Raw genomic sequence first — 17,310 nt, forward strand, 5'->3', positions numbered from 1 at the left:
GATTGATTTATTCATTGCGCAGACCTTTGGTCGGTTGTAAAAAGGCCGCTCCTATGGATTGATAGCTGATGGTCAGTACGGCAATGCACAGGGCGATGACCCCTGCCATTAAAAAAACTTCCCATCCAATACTGATTCTGTAAGCGAAACCTTCCAACCACCTGTTCATCAAATACCAACCGATGGGTATGGCGATCGCTATTGAAATGATGATAAGTTTCAGAAAGTCAAAAGTGAGCAGTTTATAAATATTTTGGAAGGGCGCGCCGAGCACTCTACGGATGCTTATCTCCTTTCTTCGCTGCTCTACCATAAATGCTGATAGGGCAAACAGGCCCAGACAGGCCACAAGAATGGCAAATAGGGCAAAACTGTTGAATATTTTGCCCATTCGCTGTACATCTTCGTGCATTTGGGCAAATTCCTGCTCCAGAAAAGAGTAGTTGAGTGCTTGATTAGGAACATTTCTGTTCCAAACTTGTTCAATGGCAGCGAGCGCATCGGTCGGGTTTCCCTTTTCAAGTTTTACCGAAACAGCTCCATTGTCCTTTCCGATGACCAATGACAATGCGGTGATATCCTCTTTCAAGGATTTAAAATGAAAATCCTCTATCACCCCTATAATCTCAAAAACTTGGCTGTTGTTGTCCAATTTTTTACCGATTGGATCCTTTAGACCAAGCTCTGCGGCCATTTTGTTATTGATGACTATCGAATTGATGGAATCGTAGGCAAAGTCCTTTGAAAAAGTTCTGCCCTTATCCAATTGGATACCCAAGGTCTCGGTATAGCCATAGTCAACCTTCCAAATCTGTGCAGCTACACCTCTTCCTCCATCATCCTGGCCATCGACCATAAAGGTGTTACCATTTCGGCTCCCTCCATCAATGGGCAAATAGTTGGTGGATGTCACGCTTTTCACCTGGGATAATGATGATAATTGTTGTTTAAATGATTCTATTTTGTTGTCAAGAATATGGGTGCCCTCCAGCACTACCACACGTTCCTTATCATATCCCAGTTCCTTGCTGACGATATAGTCCATCTGGCGGTAGATGATCAATGTGCCAATAATGAGGATCACCGAAGTGGTAAATTGAAAGATGACCAATCCACTGCGCAGTCTGCCACTTTTGCTGCCCACGCTCAAGGAACCTTTAAGAACATTGGCCGGTTTAAAGGCCGATAGGTAAAACGCCGGATAAATTCCTGCCAAAACACCTACAAACAATGCAGCAACAAGCAATACGGGCACAAACCACCAATCGCTCCATGGGAGTTCAATGTCTTTTGAAGCGATTTCATTAAAGAACGGTAGCAGTCCCCAAGCCAAGAACACACCTAGCACAAAGGAAATAACACTGAACATGACCGATTCGGTCAAAAATTGGTTGACCAAACTGTTCCTAAATGCCCCAATGGTCTTTCTTAAACCCACTTCTTTGGCCCTGTTTGCCGATTTGGCCGTGGAAAGATTGATAAAGTTGATAATGGCCAAGAGCAGTACAAAAATGGCTATGGCCGCAAAGAGCCATACAAACTTGACATCGCCATGCTTCAATCCATCCTGCATTTTTAGGTCCGATTTCAGGTAAATGTCCGTTACCGGTTGCAGTTTGTACTCAGCGGTCCGCAGTACATCTATAAAACTGGCCGAGCGGCCCCTTTCCATTTGCGCCGGAATAATGTATTTTTCAACAATGGATGACATTTTTTGTTCCAATTCCCGAATATCGGTGTTCGGATTGACCAACACATAGGTAAAATAGTTCTGGTTGGTCCAGCTTCCATTGGTGTCCTCCACAGGAAGCATAAAATCAAAATCAAGATGTGAATTCTCCGGTATGTCTTCCATGATACCTGTGACGGTATAGGGATTTGATGTATCGTTGTCCAAGAACACAAGCTGTTCCAAAGCGTTGCCGCTGGGAAAATATTTATCCGCTTTGGATTTGGAAATCACGATACTTTTGGGATTGGTCAACGCAGTTGTCGGGTCTCCCTGTTCCAGTTCGATTTCCAAAATCTCAAAAGCCTCCTGATCCGCAATGATGAAGTTCTCTTCAAAAGTGTTCTCCTGTGCCCCGTTTATCCTAAAACCTCGTTTGCCCGCACCAAAGATTTCAATGGTGTTCACTTTTCCCGCCTTGGTTATTTCGGCAAAATCAGATTGGAGTGCATCGGAAAAAGGCAATTGAAAGTGGGTGCTCTTCATTACCTCTCCTTGAACCTCTCCTTGGAACACCACTCGGTATATGTGGTCTTTGTTTTGGTAATGGGTATCATAACTGGATTCATTGCCGATGAAAAGGGTGATCAAAAGACAGGCCGCGATACCAACGGCAAACCCACCTATTTTTATAAATGTGAAGAGCTTGTCCTTTTTTATACTTCTCCATGCGATATTTAAGTGGTTCTTGAACATACAATTGATTTGATCGTTTTTTGATTGATTTTTTTATTCTGCTTTCAGACTTTTGGTCGGATTGGCCAACGCTGCCCTTATAGACTGAAAGCTGACCGTTACAAGGGCTATACCCAAAGCAATACATCCGGACAAAGCAAACACCCACCATTGAATCTTGATTCGATATGCAAAACCTTCCAGCCAATTCTCCATGGAAAAATAGGCCAACGGAAATCCTATGACCAGACCTACCAGTACCAGCTTTGTAAAATCAGCAGATAGCATTTGGCTTATTTTGGCCACAGATGCTCCCAATACCTTTCGTATGCCAATTTCCTTTCTTCGTTGTTCCGCCGTATAAGCCGCCAGGCCAAAAAGACCCAACGCGGCCACAAAAATGGCCAACATACAGAACACAACACTAATCTGTCCTGTTCGTTTTTCCTTGGCGTACAGTCTTGCAATATTTTGATCCAAAAAGGAATAATTGAAATCCAGATTAGTAACGACTTTGGTAAAGGTTCCTTTAAGTTCCTCCACAGTGTTGGCCAAATTGCCGGACTTAAACCGCACAAGCATATAAGATTTGCCCTCTCCTGAATTATTGTGAAATGCATAGGCTCCAATAGGTTGGTGCAACGATTCATAATTAAAGTCGTCCACCACTCCCACTATGGTCTGTGGAACCCCGATAAAGACTTCCTTTCCAATGGCCTCTTCTGGGGAATACCCCAAAAAATCAACCGCTTTTTTATTCAGGACCACTTCAACCAAAGTATCCGTTTCACTTTTGAATTCGGGCAAACTCTCTCCTGCCAAAAGCTGTAGTTTGAGTGCGTCAACAATACCTGCATCGCTCACGTTGGTCTGGATATTGAGCCCTTTATTGTCCGTGCCTTTTTTTCGAAGTGTCCGTCCGCTCACATCCATTCCGGGATACCCCTGTACCATGGATACAGCAGTTACTTCTGAGAGTTTTTTAAACTCTTGCTCCAGAGCATTACGCTTTTCTTCCCCGCTCAATCCTCCAATAGAAATAGCCATCACATTGTCCGCAACAAAACCCAAGTTCTTGTTCTGGATATATTTTGTTTGTTGATAGATGACCATAACCCCAACTATCAAGGCCGCCGAAGCGGCAAATTGCATTACCACAAGACCTTTTCTGATCACCAAATTCCCTTTTCCACGATTTAAGGAAGGTGATAGGATTTCCTTTGGCAAAAACTTGGATAGGTAAAGCGATGGGTATAGGCCAGATACTAGCGTCGTAATACCCCATACACCTAAGGTTGCGGATGCAAAAGCTGGTGTCAGCAGCAGATCCATGGTCAAACTTTGGTTTGTTAAGGCATTAAAACCGGGCAATAACAACAGAGTCAGTATAATGCCCAGCACAATGGAAATGGCCGTGATGAGTCCTGCTTCCAGATAAAATCTCCACACTAAGGATTTTGAAGAGGCTCCCAGGGTTTTGCTTATTCCCACTTCCTTGGAACGCTTTTGGGAACGGGCCGTGGTAAGGTTCATGTAGTTGATACAAGCAATCAAAAGAATCAAAATGGCTAAATAGGTAAGGTTGCGGACCTCATTGATGTCCCCGATATGGGAAGCATAACCGCTAGCAAAAGATGCCGAATATAAGTGTACCTTTTCCAAAGGTTGTAGACCAAACGTGTACCATTGGCCCTCTTTTTCAATATTTGCCTTCAGCATTTGGTCAATTTGTGCCTGAGTGGCCTCTACGGAAACATTCTTCTTTAATAAACAATAAGTCTCAAAACTGGCATTGCTCCAAGATTTTCTGTCGTAGAACCAATATCCGTTGCTCGAGGCCATAATGTCCGCATCAAGGGTACTGTTTTCAGGGAAATCCTTGTATATTCCTGTTACCTCAAGCTCACGATCGTTATCGACCACTATGGTTTGTCCGATCGGATTTTGGTCGCCAAAATAGGTTTGGGCGGCTTTTTCGGAAAGAATTACCGTACCGGGTCTGTCCAAGGCGCCGGTAGAACTTCCTTTAACCATTTCAATATCAAAAATGGTAAGCAGCTCCTTATCTACCCAATAAAAAAGGTTTTCGGTAAAGTTTTGATTATTAATGCGCAATGAGGCGGGGTCGCCAAAATTATGTTTCAACAACCTTGCGGCACTTTCCACATTCGTCACCTCTTCTTTCATGGCCAAGGCCGTTACCGGAGGTACTGTGGCCCAGGTCTCAAAACCAAAATCTCCATTGGTTTTTAATAAAACCCGTTGGATCCTGTCTTTCTTTGGAAACATGGAGTCAAAGCTCCTTTCGTAGGAAATGAACAGAAAAAGCAACATCACAATAGTGAGGCCTATAGAAAGTCCCACTATATTAATTATTGAAAAAAGTCTATTGGACTTGAGATTTCTCCACGCTACCTTTAGATTGTTCCTGAACATGTGATTGATTTGATCGTTTTTTTGATTGATGACATAAACTCCTATATCATGGCCTTTAATGGTTTGTTCTGACTTTCGGTCACGATTTGACCGTCGAATAAATTGATTACCCTGTGCGCATAATGCGAATCCCTATCGGAGTGTGTTACCATAACAATGGTGGTCCCCTCTTGGTTCAGCTCGGTCAACAGGTTCATTACCTCTATACCGTTTTTGGAATCCAGGTTACCGGTCGGCTCATCCGCCAAGATCAGTTTTGGATTGGTGACCACGGCCCTTGCGATGGCAACCCTTTGCTGTTGCCCCCCGGAAAGTTGTTGGGGAAAGTGCTTTTCTCGGTGTGCGATTTTCATGCGTTCCAGTACCTTCTGCACTTTTTCTTTGCGCTCGGCCTTGTTCATCTTAAGGTAGATCAATGGCAGTTCCACGTTTTCAAAAACGGTGAGCTCATCGATCAGGTTAAAGCTCTGGAACACAAAGCCCAGATTCCCCTTTCGCAATTGGGTGCGTTGACTTTCCTTTAATCCGCCGACTTCGTGCCCTGCGAAGTTGTAGCTTCCCTGCGTGGGGTTGTCCAACATCCCTATAATGTTCAACAAGGTCGACTTTCCACATCCGGAGGGGCCCATGATCGCCACAAATTCCCCTTCTTCAACCTTAAGGTTTACGCCATTTAGGGCCAAGGTTTCCACTTCTTCTGTTCGGAAACTTTTTTTAAGATCTGTAATTTTTATCATTGTAATGGTTGTTTGATTGCTTTTTAAAGACTGTTCATTTTTGCTCATTGTTACATTTCTGCGGATTATTTCAATACAATCCGTTCCGCATCGCCAAAACTATCGTAGTTACTGGTAATGACCTGTTCTCCAGGCTGAAGCCCCTCAAGGACCTCATAATATCTTGAGTTTTGTTTGCCCAATCGCACATTGCGCTTAATGGCCTCATTGCCATCGGGACTTACCACGAAGACCCATTGTCCTCCCGTGCTTTGGAAAAAACCTCCTTTGGGAAGCAACATGGCATCGTTGGATTCGCCCAATTGCAATCGTATGTTGTAGCTCTGACCTGCTCTTATGGTTTCGGGTTTTTCGTCCACAAAAACCAAATCGACCCTAAACCTGCCGTTCCGTACTTCGGGGTACACCTTGCGCAAGCGCAGTTTGTACTCGTTTCCATTTCGCTCCAAAGAAGCGGAAAGATCTCTCTTTACACGGTCAATATAATGCTCATCGATATCCGCTTCGATTTTAAAATCGGTCAGTACATTGATCTGGCCGATACGCTGTCCCTGAGAAATGTTCTGGCCTATCTCGGCATCCAAAAAGCCCAATTGGCCATCGGCCGGGGCTCGAACGTTCAAATGGTCCAACCGCTCGTAGACCATGGACAATGTTTTCTGCATACGATCTAGGTCCGTATCCAGTCCCTTTAATGAGGTTTCTCTCAATTCATCATCCTGCTCGGTCTGTAACTTTACTATTTCGTATTGTTTTTGTGCCAATTCGTAATCTTCCTTTGATTTTAGGTATGTTTCCTTGGAAACCAGTTCCTCTTCATATAGCTCTTTGTTCTGCTCGTAAGCTCGTTTTAAGCGTTGCACATCGTATTGTGCAGTGGCCAAGGATTTTCTGCCCTCCACTTGTCTGGAATCAAAAGTAAGTTTGGTGGAACGTAGATCGTTCTGTTTAAGGGCCAAGTTGCTTTCGCTTGCCAAAATTTGCTCGTACAGGGCCATGTTCTCCAATTTAAGAATAATGTCCCCTTGCTTGACCATGGAACCTTCTTCGATCAATTTTTCGGATACCCGGCCTCCTTCATAGGCATCCATATAAATGGTGGCGATAGGTGCCACGTTCCCATTTATGGTTATGTAGTCGTCAAATTTGCCCGCGGTCACCGAGGAGATGGACAAGCGGTCCTTCTCTGTCCTAAAGGTGGACATGGAGCTGGCAAAAATCAACTTATAGCCAACGAACAAGAGCAATATGCCCAAAGCGATGTAGCCGTAATGCTTGAGTTTAAGTCCTTTCTTTTTCTCTAATTGTATATCCATGGTTTATTTTAGTTGATGTTAAATATGGGCAGACCGCTGTAAAAATCAATGGTACTTTGATTGACTTTTAACCTTAATCCCACCTGTAAGTTCTCGTTCTGTGCCACACCGAAAAGGTTCTTGGCCTGAAACAGTTCCAACGCATTGATCAATCCCTTTTCATATCTTTTTTGAGCAATGGTGAAGGCCAATTCCTGTGCATCGACCTTTTGTAGGCTCTGCTCATATTCCGCAATAAGTGCACGGTTGTCCTGGACCAATTGTTGCAACAGTTTGAACAGTTCCTGCTCTTGTATCTCAAGGTTGTTCTTGGCCTGCATGTAAGCTATCTTTTGCTGTTTTACCCTGGAGTGATTGGCCCACCCATTGGTAATCGGAATGTTCAACTGGGCACCGACAAACTTGGATTGGTTGTCGTTGAACTGGGTCTTAAATGGAATTACATTGCCATCCTCATCCACATTGGTCTCAAAATAACTGGTTCCGTAACCTGCAAAAAGGGATAAAGAGGGGAATAGGTCCCCCCTTGTGGCCTGCATCTGCTTTTTGGCCGCGGAAACACGATACTCCTGTGCCTTTACCAAGGGAACAAATCCGCGGGCCGACCGATACAGCGAATCCAAGGTCACTTCTCGGTTGGGCAAGGTCTCTTCAAGGGTTTCTTGGATCTCAATGTCCGTAGCGCCGATCAGGTTCATTTCTTGTAAAAGCACCAGTTTGGCATTTGTCAATTGGTTGCGGTTCTGGGTCAATAGAAACTTATCCCCCAAAAGGTTGGATTCAGCTTCGTAAAGATCGGCCCCTGCCATCAATCCCAATTCTACTTGTTTTTCGACCAAATCGTAATTGGCCTGTGAAATTTCCAATTGTTCCAAAGTATTGTTCACTAGGCCTTGAAAGAACTTGATATCGTAAAACGCACTCATCACCCTAAAGGCCAACAAGAACTTTTCCTGTAGAATGTCCTCTTGGGTTGCCTTATAAATAAATTTTGACGCTCTTATCGAATTCATCTTTTGAAAACCGCGGAACAGGTCCAAACTGGCATTGAGCGAATAGTTGTTGCTGAAGAATTCCGTGTTCACGTAATCGTTGGTCTGGGGGTCGGCGGACCTACCATATCGTATAGTATAGTCGGTGGAGCCGCTTACCGATGGCAACAGGTCACGTATGGACTGCCGATAAGATTCCTTGCTGGATTCATTGTTGTACGAGGTATTCTTTACCTGAAGGTTGTGTTCGATGGCATAAGCCACACATTCTTCCAACGTCCATACCTCTTGGGAAAACCCAAGGAACGAAGCCAATAATAAAAAGGTTGTTATGTTTATTTTTAGATTCATAGTGTATTACTGTGCCAAACTGTATTCTATTCTTATGCCAAAATATTTTAAAATTGATTATCAGACAGTTACACTTGATAAAGTGTTCTCAAGATAAAGCAGGTGTAAAAATTTTGTACAAAAAATGTCCAAATATTTTACAGTAAGGCAGACCATATTGAAGCAATTACTAGTTTTAGCTGTCCATTTGAATACTGTTATCCAATGATTGATGCCAAAATCTTAGTGGTCGATGATAATAAGAGTGTGCTGAGTGCTCTGGAAATTCTTTTACAGTTTGAGTATAAAAGTGTTCAAACCATCTTCAACCCCAACCAGATTTCTTCCTTTCCAAATCTTGAGGATATGGACATTGTATTGTTGGACATGAACTTCTCCGCTGGTGTCAACACCGGAAACGAGGGATTGTATTGGCTCAACGAAATTAAAAAAAGGTCCCCTAACACATCGGTAATTATGATGACCGCCTACGGGGCCGTTGATTTGGCGGTAAGGGCATTAAAACAGGGGGCTTCTGACTTTGTTCTGAAACCTTGGAACAACGAGCGGTTGATGACCACGGTGAAATCTGCTTACGAACTTCGAAAATCGAAGCAGGAAATACACAACCTCAAGAAAAAGGAGAACAATTTAAAACAGGTCATTAATCAGGATCGTAATTTTATCATCGGCCAGTCCAAAGCACTGACCTCTGTGCTCAACCTCGTGGCCAAGGTTGCGAAAACCGACGTTAATGTGCTGATCACGGGTGAGAACGGCACTGGAAAAGAATTGATAGCCCGTGAGCTGCACCGTCTTTCCAACAGAAAAAATGAAGTTTTTATAGGTGTGGATATGGGCTCCATTGCTGAGAATTTATTCGAAAGCGAGCTTTTTGGCCATACCAAAGGTTCGTTTACCGATGCCAAGGAAGATCGAGCGGGCAAGTTTGAGGCCGCCCATCAAGGTAGTTTGTTCTTGGATGAAATCGGAAACCTTTCATTGCAGATGCAGGCCAAATTATTGTCTTCCATCCAGAACAAATCAGTGGTACGCGTAGGTTCCAATAAGCCTACAGAAGTAGATATCAGATTGATATGTGCGACCAACTGCAATTTGGAGCAAATGGTTGCCGATGGACTCTTCCGGGAAGATCTAGTGTACCGTATCAACACCATTCATATTGAGGTGCCACCACTTCGCGAACGCGATGGGGACATTTTGGTGCTTGCCGATTTTTTCCTGAAAAAATTTGCTCACAAATACGATAAATCGGGCCTACGAATGAACCAGGCGTCCCAGGAGAAACTGATGGAATACCCCTGGCCCGGAAATGTACGGGAGCTGCAACATACCATGGAACGTGCCGTAATATTATCTGACGGTAACGTACTTAAACCATCGGATTTTTTGCTGCATGCCAAGCCCATGCAATCCATGGACAGCGAACCCATGACCCTAAATGAAATGGAGCAACAAATGATCAACAGGGCCTTGGAGCAGAACGAGGGAAACTATAGTGCAGCTGCGGAACAATTGGGTATTTCTCGCCAAACGCTCTACAATAAGTTGAAAAAAAAGTGATCTATGGCCAGTAGAAATTTTTATATACAACTTATTCTCAGGGTTATTTTTATAACCATTACTGCTGTTGTATTGGCATTTTCAGTGGCTTTTAAATGGTATTTTTTCTTCGGGCTCTGTGTGCTTTTTTTAGTGGCACAGGTGTTTTCATTGATAACATTTATCAACCGGACCAACCGCAAAATCGCCTATTTTTTCGATGCCATTAAAAACGAGGATTTCACCCTTCGGTTTCCCGAAGGTGTTACCATTGAGTCTTTCAAAGAGCTGAACAAAAGTTTAAACCGTGTAAATGGACTTATCCAAGAGGTACATATGCAACTCCAGATACGGGAACAGTACTATCAAGAAATCCTAAAACAGGCGAGCATCGGCATCATGACCTATAATGAGAAAGGCCACATCCTTTTTGCCAACCCTACCTTGGAAAAGTTGTTGGATTACACTCCTTTGAACCATATTAAACAATTAAAGCAGGTTGATGAAACCCTCTACCAGATATTTAAAAATTTCAATCCCTTTGAACGCAAGTTGTTCCAATTGTCCAACGAACGGGAACAAATTCAATTGGCGCTCAAGTCCACTCCGTTGATGTTGAACGGTCAGTCCTTGCAATTGGTCGTGGTACAAGATATCCATAAAGAGCTTGACGAAAAAGAAACCGAGTCTTGGGTAAGGCTTATTCGCGTGCTGACCCACGAGATTATGAACACCATTACCCCGATTGCCTCTATATCGGATTCCATCATAAAGTATTACCGAAAGGGTGACAAGATCACCCCAATGGAGGAGCTGGAAGAGGTTCAGATCAAAAACACCTTAAAGGGCCTGGAAGTGATCAAAGAGCAAGGAGGCGACCTGATGGACTTTGTACAATCGTACAGGAGCCTACTGCATGTACCGGAACCCAACAAGTCATTGGTCAAGGGAAAGGACCTTCTGGAAAAAATCGACGTGCTGATGTCGGCCAGGTTGGTGGATGGGGAAAGTGAGTTCGCCACCGTTTGCCATCCAGAGGATTTGGAATTTTACATTGATGAGAAACAAATTTCCCAAGTACTGATCAATTTGGGAAAAAATGCTTTGCAAGCGGTAGAGTCCACAAACGCAGGAAAAGTACAAATGATTGCCGGAATTGATGAAAACGGCTCCAAATTCATAGATATTCGTGATAACGGACCCGGTATTCCTCCCGAAGTAATGGACGAGATATTTGTCCCGTTTTTTACCACAAAGAGTGAAGGTACCGGAATTGGGCTAAGCCTTTCCAAAAGAGTGATGCAACTTCACGGGGGGAGCATCCAAGTACGTTCGGTTCCCGATTCGGAAACTGTTTTCCGACTTACCTTTGCATAACCAAATTATGAAAAAAGCACTATTGGAATTTTGTTGGGACTATGTGAACGAACGCTCGGAACGCCTTAAAAAACAGAGTGGGGAGCTACAGGAATCCTTGGGCTCCGAAACCAAAAGTTCAGCAGGGGACAAACATGAGACGGGTAGGGCCATGGTACAGTTGGAACAGGAAAAGCTCGGGCAACAATTACAGGAAATCGATACTACGCGCGGCATTCTCAGTAAAATCAATATTGATGGCACTTCCGGGAAAATACGGCTGGGGTCCTTGGTACAAACCAGTATGGCACATTATTTCTTAGCTATTTCCGCTGGGGCTTTCAACCAAAATAACACGGTTGTGTACTGTATTTCCACAAATGCCCCTATTGCCAAATTGTTGTTGGGAAAAGAAAAAGGGGAGCGATTTACCTTTAATGGTACAGAACAGGAGATATTGGAAGTAGATTAAGCCTCGTCTTCCACCAATTCCATATTGGGTTTATCACGATAAAAAACGATGATGAGAAAAAGGATTCCTATAATTATCAGGAATACAATTTCAATTCGGGACAACAGTTCGTTCATGCCCAAAGATCTCTTGGAGCGTTGTGTCAATTGTCTCCCTTCGGAAAGTTGGACCTCTGCAAGTTCGTCCAGATTTGTGCTGATGCTGTTCAAAACCGCAGTGATATCCTCTTCAGAAGCCTGGTCATTCAAATGCTTCTCTTCCAAGGTTTTGAGTTCTGCGTAATTTTCGTTTAAACTTGTTAATTGTAACGATTCCTCACGGGTCAAATCCGTCTTTTCGAAATCGGCCAAAATAGTCTTTATCTCAGGATATTGTGGAAGCGATTTTTCATCCAATGAATTATATGCCAAGAACATTTCCTTTTCATGAAACAAATTGTTCAGCCTATAAATATATTCCTGAACAACCAAGCGGTCCTCAAACACAGAATCCACTCCATGCTCCACTGTAGAAAAGTTTCGGTTGTTCAACCGATTGGATGCAAGAACCAATAAAAATGCTGCTGCGAGTACAAAACCTGCATGAATTCGTTGTCTTATCGTTCTTTTTGGCATCCTTTCTACTTTTTACATGAATTAAATTAAATATAAGTGAATGATATTAAAATTTTTACGGGGATGCAAATCCACCCGGCCATTAGCTAACCATTCTAATTGAGCAAACCTAATGCTTGAGCCGGGCGGATATCATCAATCAACTACTACAGTACACTCAACTCGCCAGACTCGAGTGCATTCTTTAAATCAGCTTTAACCACTGGGTGACTGTTAAAAAACCTTTTTCCATCCGTCTTTTTAATCTTTACAACAACGGTTCCATCTTTTTTCTCTTTGATGTCGGTCACTACCACTTTGTTCCCCACTACTCTTTTATAGTTGGCGATCCCTCCTTTTTTTATGATGAAGTTTGCCCTTGGAAAATCAATATGTTGAAATTGGGGTGCATCTGGACGACCAATTTCCAGGACGTCACCAACCTTGATCTCTTGTGGGTTTGCACTTTGTGCATTGATATTTGTGGTCGCTACCACGAACAGAATTGCTAAAACTATAATTCTCATAACTATTTAATATTTAGGGTTTATAATTGTTTTCACTATTTTCTTAAAAGTCAAAACTGGACAATAATTGGTGTGACTGCTCTACACCGGTTATTTTAAATGATTGTACATCTGTGGGAAAACCAAACTGTATTTGATCCCCCTCCGCAAGTCCTACCAAGCTCGCCCCAAAAGTGCTCACCACGGAGACCTTGCCTTTCTTGAGGTCTCCCCGTGTAGAGGGAACCAACTGGAACGTTTGTTGGGCCCCTGGTGCAAATTCCACCGTGACCCTTGAGTTCAAACGAACCACATCGTCCGGCATGTCCGACTCATCCTCTACCAAAGCCCCGTCTATTCTCTCGCCCAACTGTTCCAAGGCATCCTTATGGGCATAATCCTCATAGAACCTATGGAAGTTCAATATTCTTTTAAGCGTTAGATAATCCTTTTTCTCCATGATCAGGCTTCCGTATTTCATTTTCATTTCTTAACGGACGGGATACCAAAAAAATAGCATCCCAGCATTTTGTACAGTAAAGGGCAAAGCCTGTGCCATTTGGATATGTTACGAGTGGATTTTAATTTTATTTAATTGATTATCAATCAACTATAAATAAAATCATATTAAATAAAAGAAGTCGGTGCGGGTAATTTTTACCCGGCCGGGGCAGAATGCCCCAGCGATTATTTGAGTTTTTCGCGAAGTGTTTTTCGGTTGATCCCCAAAATTTCGGCGGCCTTGGTCTTGTTGCCCTGAACGGATAGAAGAACCTCCTGAATATATTCCCTTTCTTTTTCCTGAAGCGTTTTAAAACCCTTATCGGGAAAGTCGATTTTATACTTTAATTCATCGGGAAGGTGTTCCAATGTAATCTTGCCATCGCACATGATCACGGCGCGCTGCACCACATTTTCCAGTTCCCGGATATTCCCTGGCCATGAATATCGTTCCAGAACATCAAGAGCATCCTCGGTAATGCGGACAAAACGATCTTTGTACTCAATGCCGTACTTCTGCATAAATTTATCGACCAACAAAGTAATATCGGAAATACGTTCCCTGAGCGGTGGCACCTCTACGGTAACCACGGAAAGACGGTAAAAAAGGTCTTCACGAAAGGTTTTCTTTTGGATCAGCTCATTCAAGTCGCTATTGGTTGCAGCAATGACCCGAACATCCAATTTTTCAGGTTTTTGCGAACCGATCTTGGTCACTTCTTTTTCTTGAAGCACCCTCAATAATCGATTTTGAACCGGCAGGCTGGCATTTCCAATTTCATCCAAAAAAATAGTGCCCTTGTGCGCCGCTTGGAAAAATCCATTACGGTTTTCGTTCGCGCCCGTAAAAGCACCTTTGGTGTAACCGAAAAGTTCGGCTTCCAACAAATTCTCGGGTATGGCCCCACAGTTCACAGCTATAAAAGGCGCCCGTGCGAATTTGCCCGAATAATGGATGGCCCGTGCCACTAGTTCTTTTCCCGTGCCGCTCTCTCCACGCACCAAAACCGTGGCCCTGTTGTCCTTTACCCGATCTATGATCTCGGTAACTTTTTGGAACGCTTCGGAAGTCCCGATCATATCGGCATAGCCATTGCTGGGGATGGGGTTTACCGTTGGTGTTTTAAAGGTTTCCTTTGCTTCCTTATGCGCCAAGGCTTTTTTTACGGCCATTTCGAGTTCGGCCTTTGTAAAAGGTTTGGTCAAATAATCGGTCGCCCCATGTTCGATTACGCTGGAGGCATCTTCAACGGAAGGAAAACCGGTCACCACCAACTTCGGCATATTTGGAAAATGTTCGGCCACATATTTCACCAATTGCAGCCCATCAATATCAGGCATATTGATATCGGTCACCAACAGGTCTATTTCAGTATCCTTTAAAATGTATAATGCCTCCTTTACCGAAATGGCCTTGTACGTGTGATAGTCCATCGATTTTAAATGCCGTTGTAGCAGCTCCAAAATATCGATGTCGTCATCAACCAGCAATATGTTCTCCTTTTTCAACAAGGCGCTTACTTTTTTGGGAATTTTAATGTAAAGATAGTTCCTGTTGGGGTATTTGGCCTAACTGCAATACTCCCTTGGTGACTCTGTACAATGCCGTGCACTACACTAAGTCCCAATCCCGATCCCTCGCCCACGGGTTTGGTAGTAAAAAAGGGGTCGAAAATATGTGCTTTGGATGCTTCCGGTATGCCAGGGCCTTGGTCGGCAATTTTTAAAATGACATGGTCTTTTTCCATCATCAAAGAAACGGAAATAACGCTTTTGGGCGGCGCAAAATAGATGGCGTTCACAATAAGATTGAAGACCACTTGGGTCAGCTGGATTTTATCGATACGAAGTTCGATGGTGTCCTGGGAATGTTGAAATTCGCAGGCTACCTCATTTTGGCGCAACGTGGTCCGTAACATGTTGATGGCTTCCTCTATTACCTCTACCACATTGATGACTTCCCGTGTTTCGGGCATTTCGCAGGCAAAGAACATCAGCTTTTTGACCACTTCGCGAGAAAATATGGTGTTGGTGATGATCTTGTCCAAATCTTTGGACGCTTGTGGGTCATTGCTGACGCGCTCCTTCAACAACTCGGTGAAACCAAGAATATTGGCCAGTGGCGTATTGAGCTCATGGGCGATTCCGGCTGTGATCTCTCCCAGGATACGCAGCCGATCGGATTGTTCCACTTGTCGGCGTATATGCTCTTCCTTTTCCTTGATTTCCTTCCGCTCCAACAGATTGCCCACTTTTAGGCACACATTGTCCAACAGTTGCTGTTCTTCCTCCAAAAAATCCTTGAGTTGGTACTTGGGGGAGGGATACCCCACTTTGATTTCACCCCTGGGTTTATTGAACACGGTGATGAACGACTCCAAAAACACGTAGTCTTCTCCTTTCTCCTCCGTCTTTATAAAATAATCAGAGTTGGACAAGAGCACATAAGTGTCCTCATTAAACTGCCAAGCACGCTGCAAACACTGTACAATGCCGAGCAATGCGGTTTCCATATCATCGTAATCACAGTTTACAATGAGGGAAGTTACCTCGTACAAACAGGTAAGTTCCTTGATACGTTCCTTTAGCTTTTGTTCGGCAGTGAGCATATTTTCCTCCTTTGTGGCAAATTAGTGAATTCTTGAAAGCATTTGGCCCAGGTATAAAAAAGTTAGCACAATCCGACTCCTATTACTTCCTAATTTATTCCCAAAACCACTCGCAATCAAATCCTTATTGCTAACTTAAGAACCGTTCAGCTACAAATTCCCCCTACTTGATGATTATAAAAACCATCCTCCTCCAAAAGGATGGAAAATTTGTTCCTATGAAATTAAAGATTGTATTCTTCTGCATCCTGTTCCATCACTTTTCCTTTTCACAAAGCCCTGAACAGGATACCAAAATTTTGGAAAAAAGCCTTGAGCGAATGTTGGAGCTCCAGAGCGTTGCCTATGATTCACAAAAGGAAGCGGAAGAGAGCAATGTAACCTACCTCACACATGAGGATTTTATTTATTTTGATTTGAAATCAGGGTCTCTTTTAAAAACACCAAGGTATTATTTGGGAAATGATGAGGATAAATTATTGTACGATGGCAAAAGACAGCTACTAAGCTCTAAAAAGAAAAAGCTTGTTATGGTCAACGAAAAACCCCTTGTCAACAATCCGCTTTTATTAACGTTTGTACCCATAAGGAACTTTTTGGCAGAGGTGTTGACAAACCATTCCACTACCATGGAGCTCATTGACAACAAGGTTTCAAACGATGATCATGAATTTAAAATAACCATACACAATGGTTGGTTTGATTGGGAAAGGCGAAAAATAACACAGAAGGAGGATTATGAGGACAGCAAGTATGTTTTACACATATATAAGGACCATCTGTTGCCCAAACGAATGAAAATGGAAAATGGAAGCACAGGCCATATTACCCGGACGTTTTATAATTATAGATTTGATTATGTAAAGCCAAAGGAGTTCTGGGAAGGCAATGAACTACCTGATTACAAACGCGTTTCATTAACGGAGTTTTTCCAAACTCACGACAATGACAAAGGTGATAATGAGAATTCTGCCAATACAGCCGCAGTAAAAAACCTTGAACTACCGGATATGGCCAGTGATGATCTGATTAAGCCCTTTGGCTTTAAGGGCCAGGTCGTTATGTTAGAGTTTTGGTTTAGGAATTGCGGGCCATGTATCAAGGCCGTTCCATCCATCAATATGCTCCATATGAAGTATGGGAATAAAGGATTAAAGATATTCGGCGTCGAGTTCAGAGAGCAAGAAGCATCCCTCCACTCACTTAAAACTTATAAAACAAAGATCAATATGCTTTATCCCAGTTTGTACATGGGTGGTCCGTTAGCTAAATCTTTAAATGTTCAGGCTGGACCGACGATTGTAATTATTGACAAAAAGGGGGGAGTAATTTATAACGAGGCAGGTTATAATGAAAAAAAGGTTTCCAGTGTTTTAAGCAACTCATTAAATCTAGAGTAACATGTGATTTACGCAATTACGGATGTAATCCCCTTTTGTATTGCCGCATACGAAAAAACCCTTCCAATTCTATGACTTGGAAGGGTTCTAAATTT

14 protein-coding genes are annotated in these 17,310 nt (G+C 43.1%); 4 read left to right on the forward strand and 10 right to left on the reverse strand.

Going from position 1 to position 17,310, the window contains the following annotated elements; translation table 11 throughout:
- Positions 1-7: 7 nt before the first annotated feature.
- The 5 genes from J0656_RS01560 to J0656_RS01580 form a co-directional block, all read right to left on the reverse strand.
- The gene (locus J0656_RS01560) at positions 8-2,425 is read right to left on the reverse strand and encodes an ABC transporter permease (protein ID WP_207031016.1); all 2,418 of its coding nucleotides are present in this window, start codon (positions 2,423-2,425) and stop codon (positions 8-10) included.
- A 33-nt stretch (positions 2,426-2,458) separates the two neighbouring features.
- On the reverse strand, positions 2,459-4,840 hold the full coding sequence (locus tag J0656_RS01565; protein ID WP_207031017.1) for an ABC transporter permease: 2,382 nt from the start codon (positions 4,838-4,840) through the stop codon (positions 2,459-2,461).
- 41 nt (positions 4,841-4,881) lie between these two features.
- On the reverse strand, positions 4,882-5,577 hold the full coding sequence (locus J0656_RS01570) for an ABC transporter ATP-binding protein (RefSeq protein WP_207031018.1): 696 nt from the start codon (positions 5,575-5,577) through the stop codon (positions 4,882-4,884).
- Between the two features lie 65 nt (positions 5,578-5,642).
- A complete protein-coding gene (locus J0656_RS01575; protein ID WP_207031020.1) occupies positions 5,643-6,893 on the reverse strand; it encodes an efflux RND transporter periplasmic adaptor subunit in 1,251 nt (416 codons plus the stop codon).
- An 8-nt stretch (positions 6,894-6,901) separates the two neighbouring features.
- Positions 6,902-8,236 carry a TolC family protein gene (locus J0656_RS01580; protein ID WP_207031022.1) on the reverse strand — a complete coding sequence of 445 codons (1,335 nt, stop codon included), beginning with the start codon at positions 8,234-8,236 and terminating at the stop codon, positions 6,902-6,904.
- 204 nt (positions 8,237-8,440) lie between these two features.
- Between J0656_RS01580 and J0656_RS01585 the strand changes: the two genes are divergently transcribed.
- The 3 genes from J0656_RS01585 to J0656_RS01595 are packed head-to-tail and all read left to right on the forward strand — an operon-like array spanning position 8,441 to position 11,606.
- On the forward strand, positions 8,441-9,799 hold the full coding sequence (locus J0656_RS01585) for a sigma-54-dependent transcriptional regulator (protein WP_207031024.1): 1,359 nt from the start codon (positions 8,441-8,443) through the stop codon (positions 9,797-9,799).
- Between the two features lie 3 nt (positions 9,800-9,802).
- Positions 9,803-11,155, forward strand: a complete 1,353-nt coding sequence (locus J0656_RS01590) for a sensor histidine kinase (RefSeq protein ID WP_207031027.1) — start codon at positions 9,803-9,805, stop codon at positions 11,153-11,155.
- A 7-nt stretch (positions 11,156-11,162) separates the two neighbouring features.
- Positions 11,163-11,606: a 3-oxoacyl-ACP synthase gene (locus J0656_RS01595; RefSeq protein ID WP_207031028.1), complete on the forward strand. Its 444-nt coding sequence runs from the start codon at positions 11,163-11,165 to the stop codon at positions 11,604-11,606.
- Here J0656_RS01595 and J0656_RS01600 read toward each other — a convergent pair.
- The 5 genes from J0656_RS01600 to J0656_RS01620 all read right to left on the reverse strand — a co-directional run bounded on the left by J0656_RS01600 (position 11,603) and on the right by J0656_RS01620 (position 15,815).
- On the reverse strand, positions 11,603-12,220 hold the full coding sequence (locus J0656_RS01600; RefSeq protein ID WP_207031029.1) for an MCP four helix bundle domain-containing protein: 618 nt from the start codon (positions 12,218-12,220) through the stop codon (positions 11,603-11,605). The two genes, J0656_RS01595 and J0656_RS01600, sit on opposite strands and share 4 nt — an antisense overlap.
- Positions 12,221-12,366: 146 nt before the next feature.
- Positions 12,367-12,726, reverse strand: coding sequence for a hypothetical protein (locus J0656_RS01605; protein WP_207031030.1), 360 nt, complete (start codon positions 12,724-12,726; stop codon positions 12,367-12,369).
- Positions 12,727-12,769: 43 nt separating this feature from the next.
- Positions 12,770-13,186, reverse strand: coding sequence for a GreA/GreB family elongation factor (locus J0656_RS01610; protein ID WP_207031031.1), 417 nt, complete (start codon positions 13,184-13,186; stop codon positions 12,770-12,772).
- A gap of 206 nt (positions 13,187-13,392) precedes the next feature.
- Entirely contained in the window at positions 13,393-14,718 is a 1,326-nt protein-coding gene (locus tag J0656_RS01615; RefSeq protein ID WP_207031032.1) for a sigma-54-dependent transcriptional regulator, read from the reverse strand.
- 5 nt (positions 14,719-14,723) lie between these two features.
- Complete coding sequence (locus J0656_RS01620; protein ID WP_207031033.1) at positions 14,724-15,815, reverse strand: sensor histidine kinase; 1,092 nt, start codon at positions 15,813-15,815, stop codon at positions 14,724-14,726.
- Between the two features lie 218 nt (positions 15,816-16,033).
- Between J0656_RS01620 and J0656_RS01625 the strand changes: the two genes are divergently transcribed.
- A complete protein-coding gene (locus tag J0656_RS01625) occupies positions 16,034-17,215 on the forward strand; it encodes a TlpA family protein disulfide reductase (protein WP_207031034.1) in 1,182 nt (393 codons plus the stop codon).
- Positions 17,216-17,310 lie beyond the last annotated feature (95 nt).

The sequence above is a fragment of the Flagellimonas aurea genome, from assembly GCF_017313785.1.
Taxonomy (GTDB): Bacteria; Bacteroidota; Bacteroidia; order Flavobacteriales; family Flavobacteriaceae; genus Flagellimonas; species Flagellimonas aurea.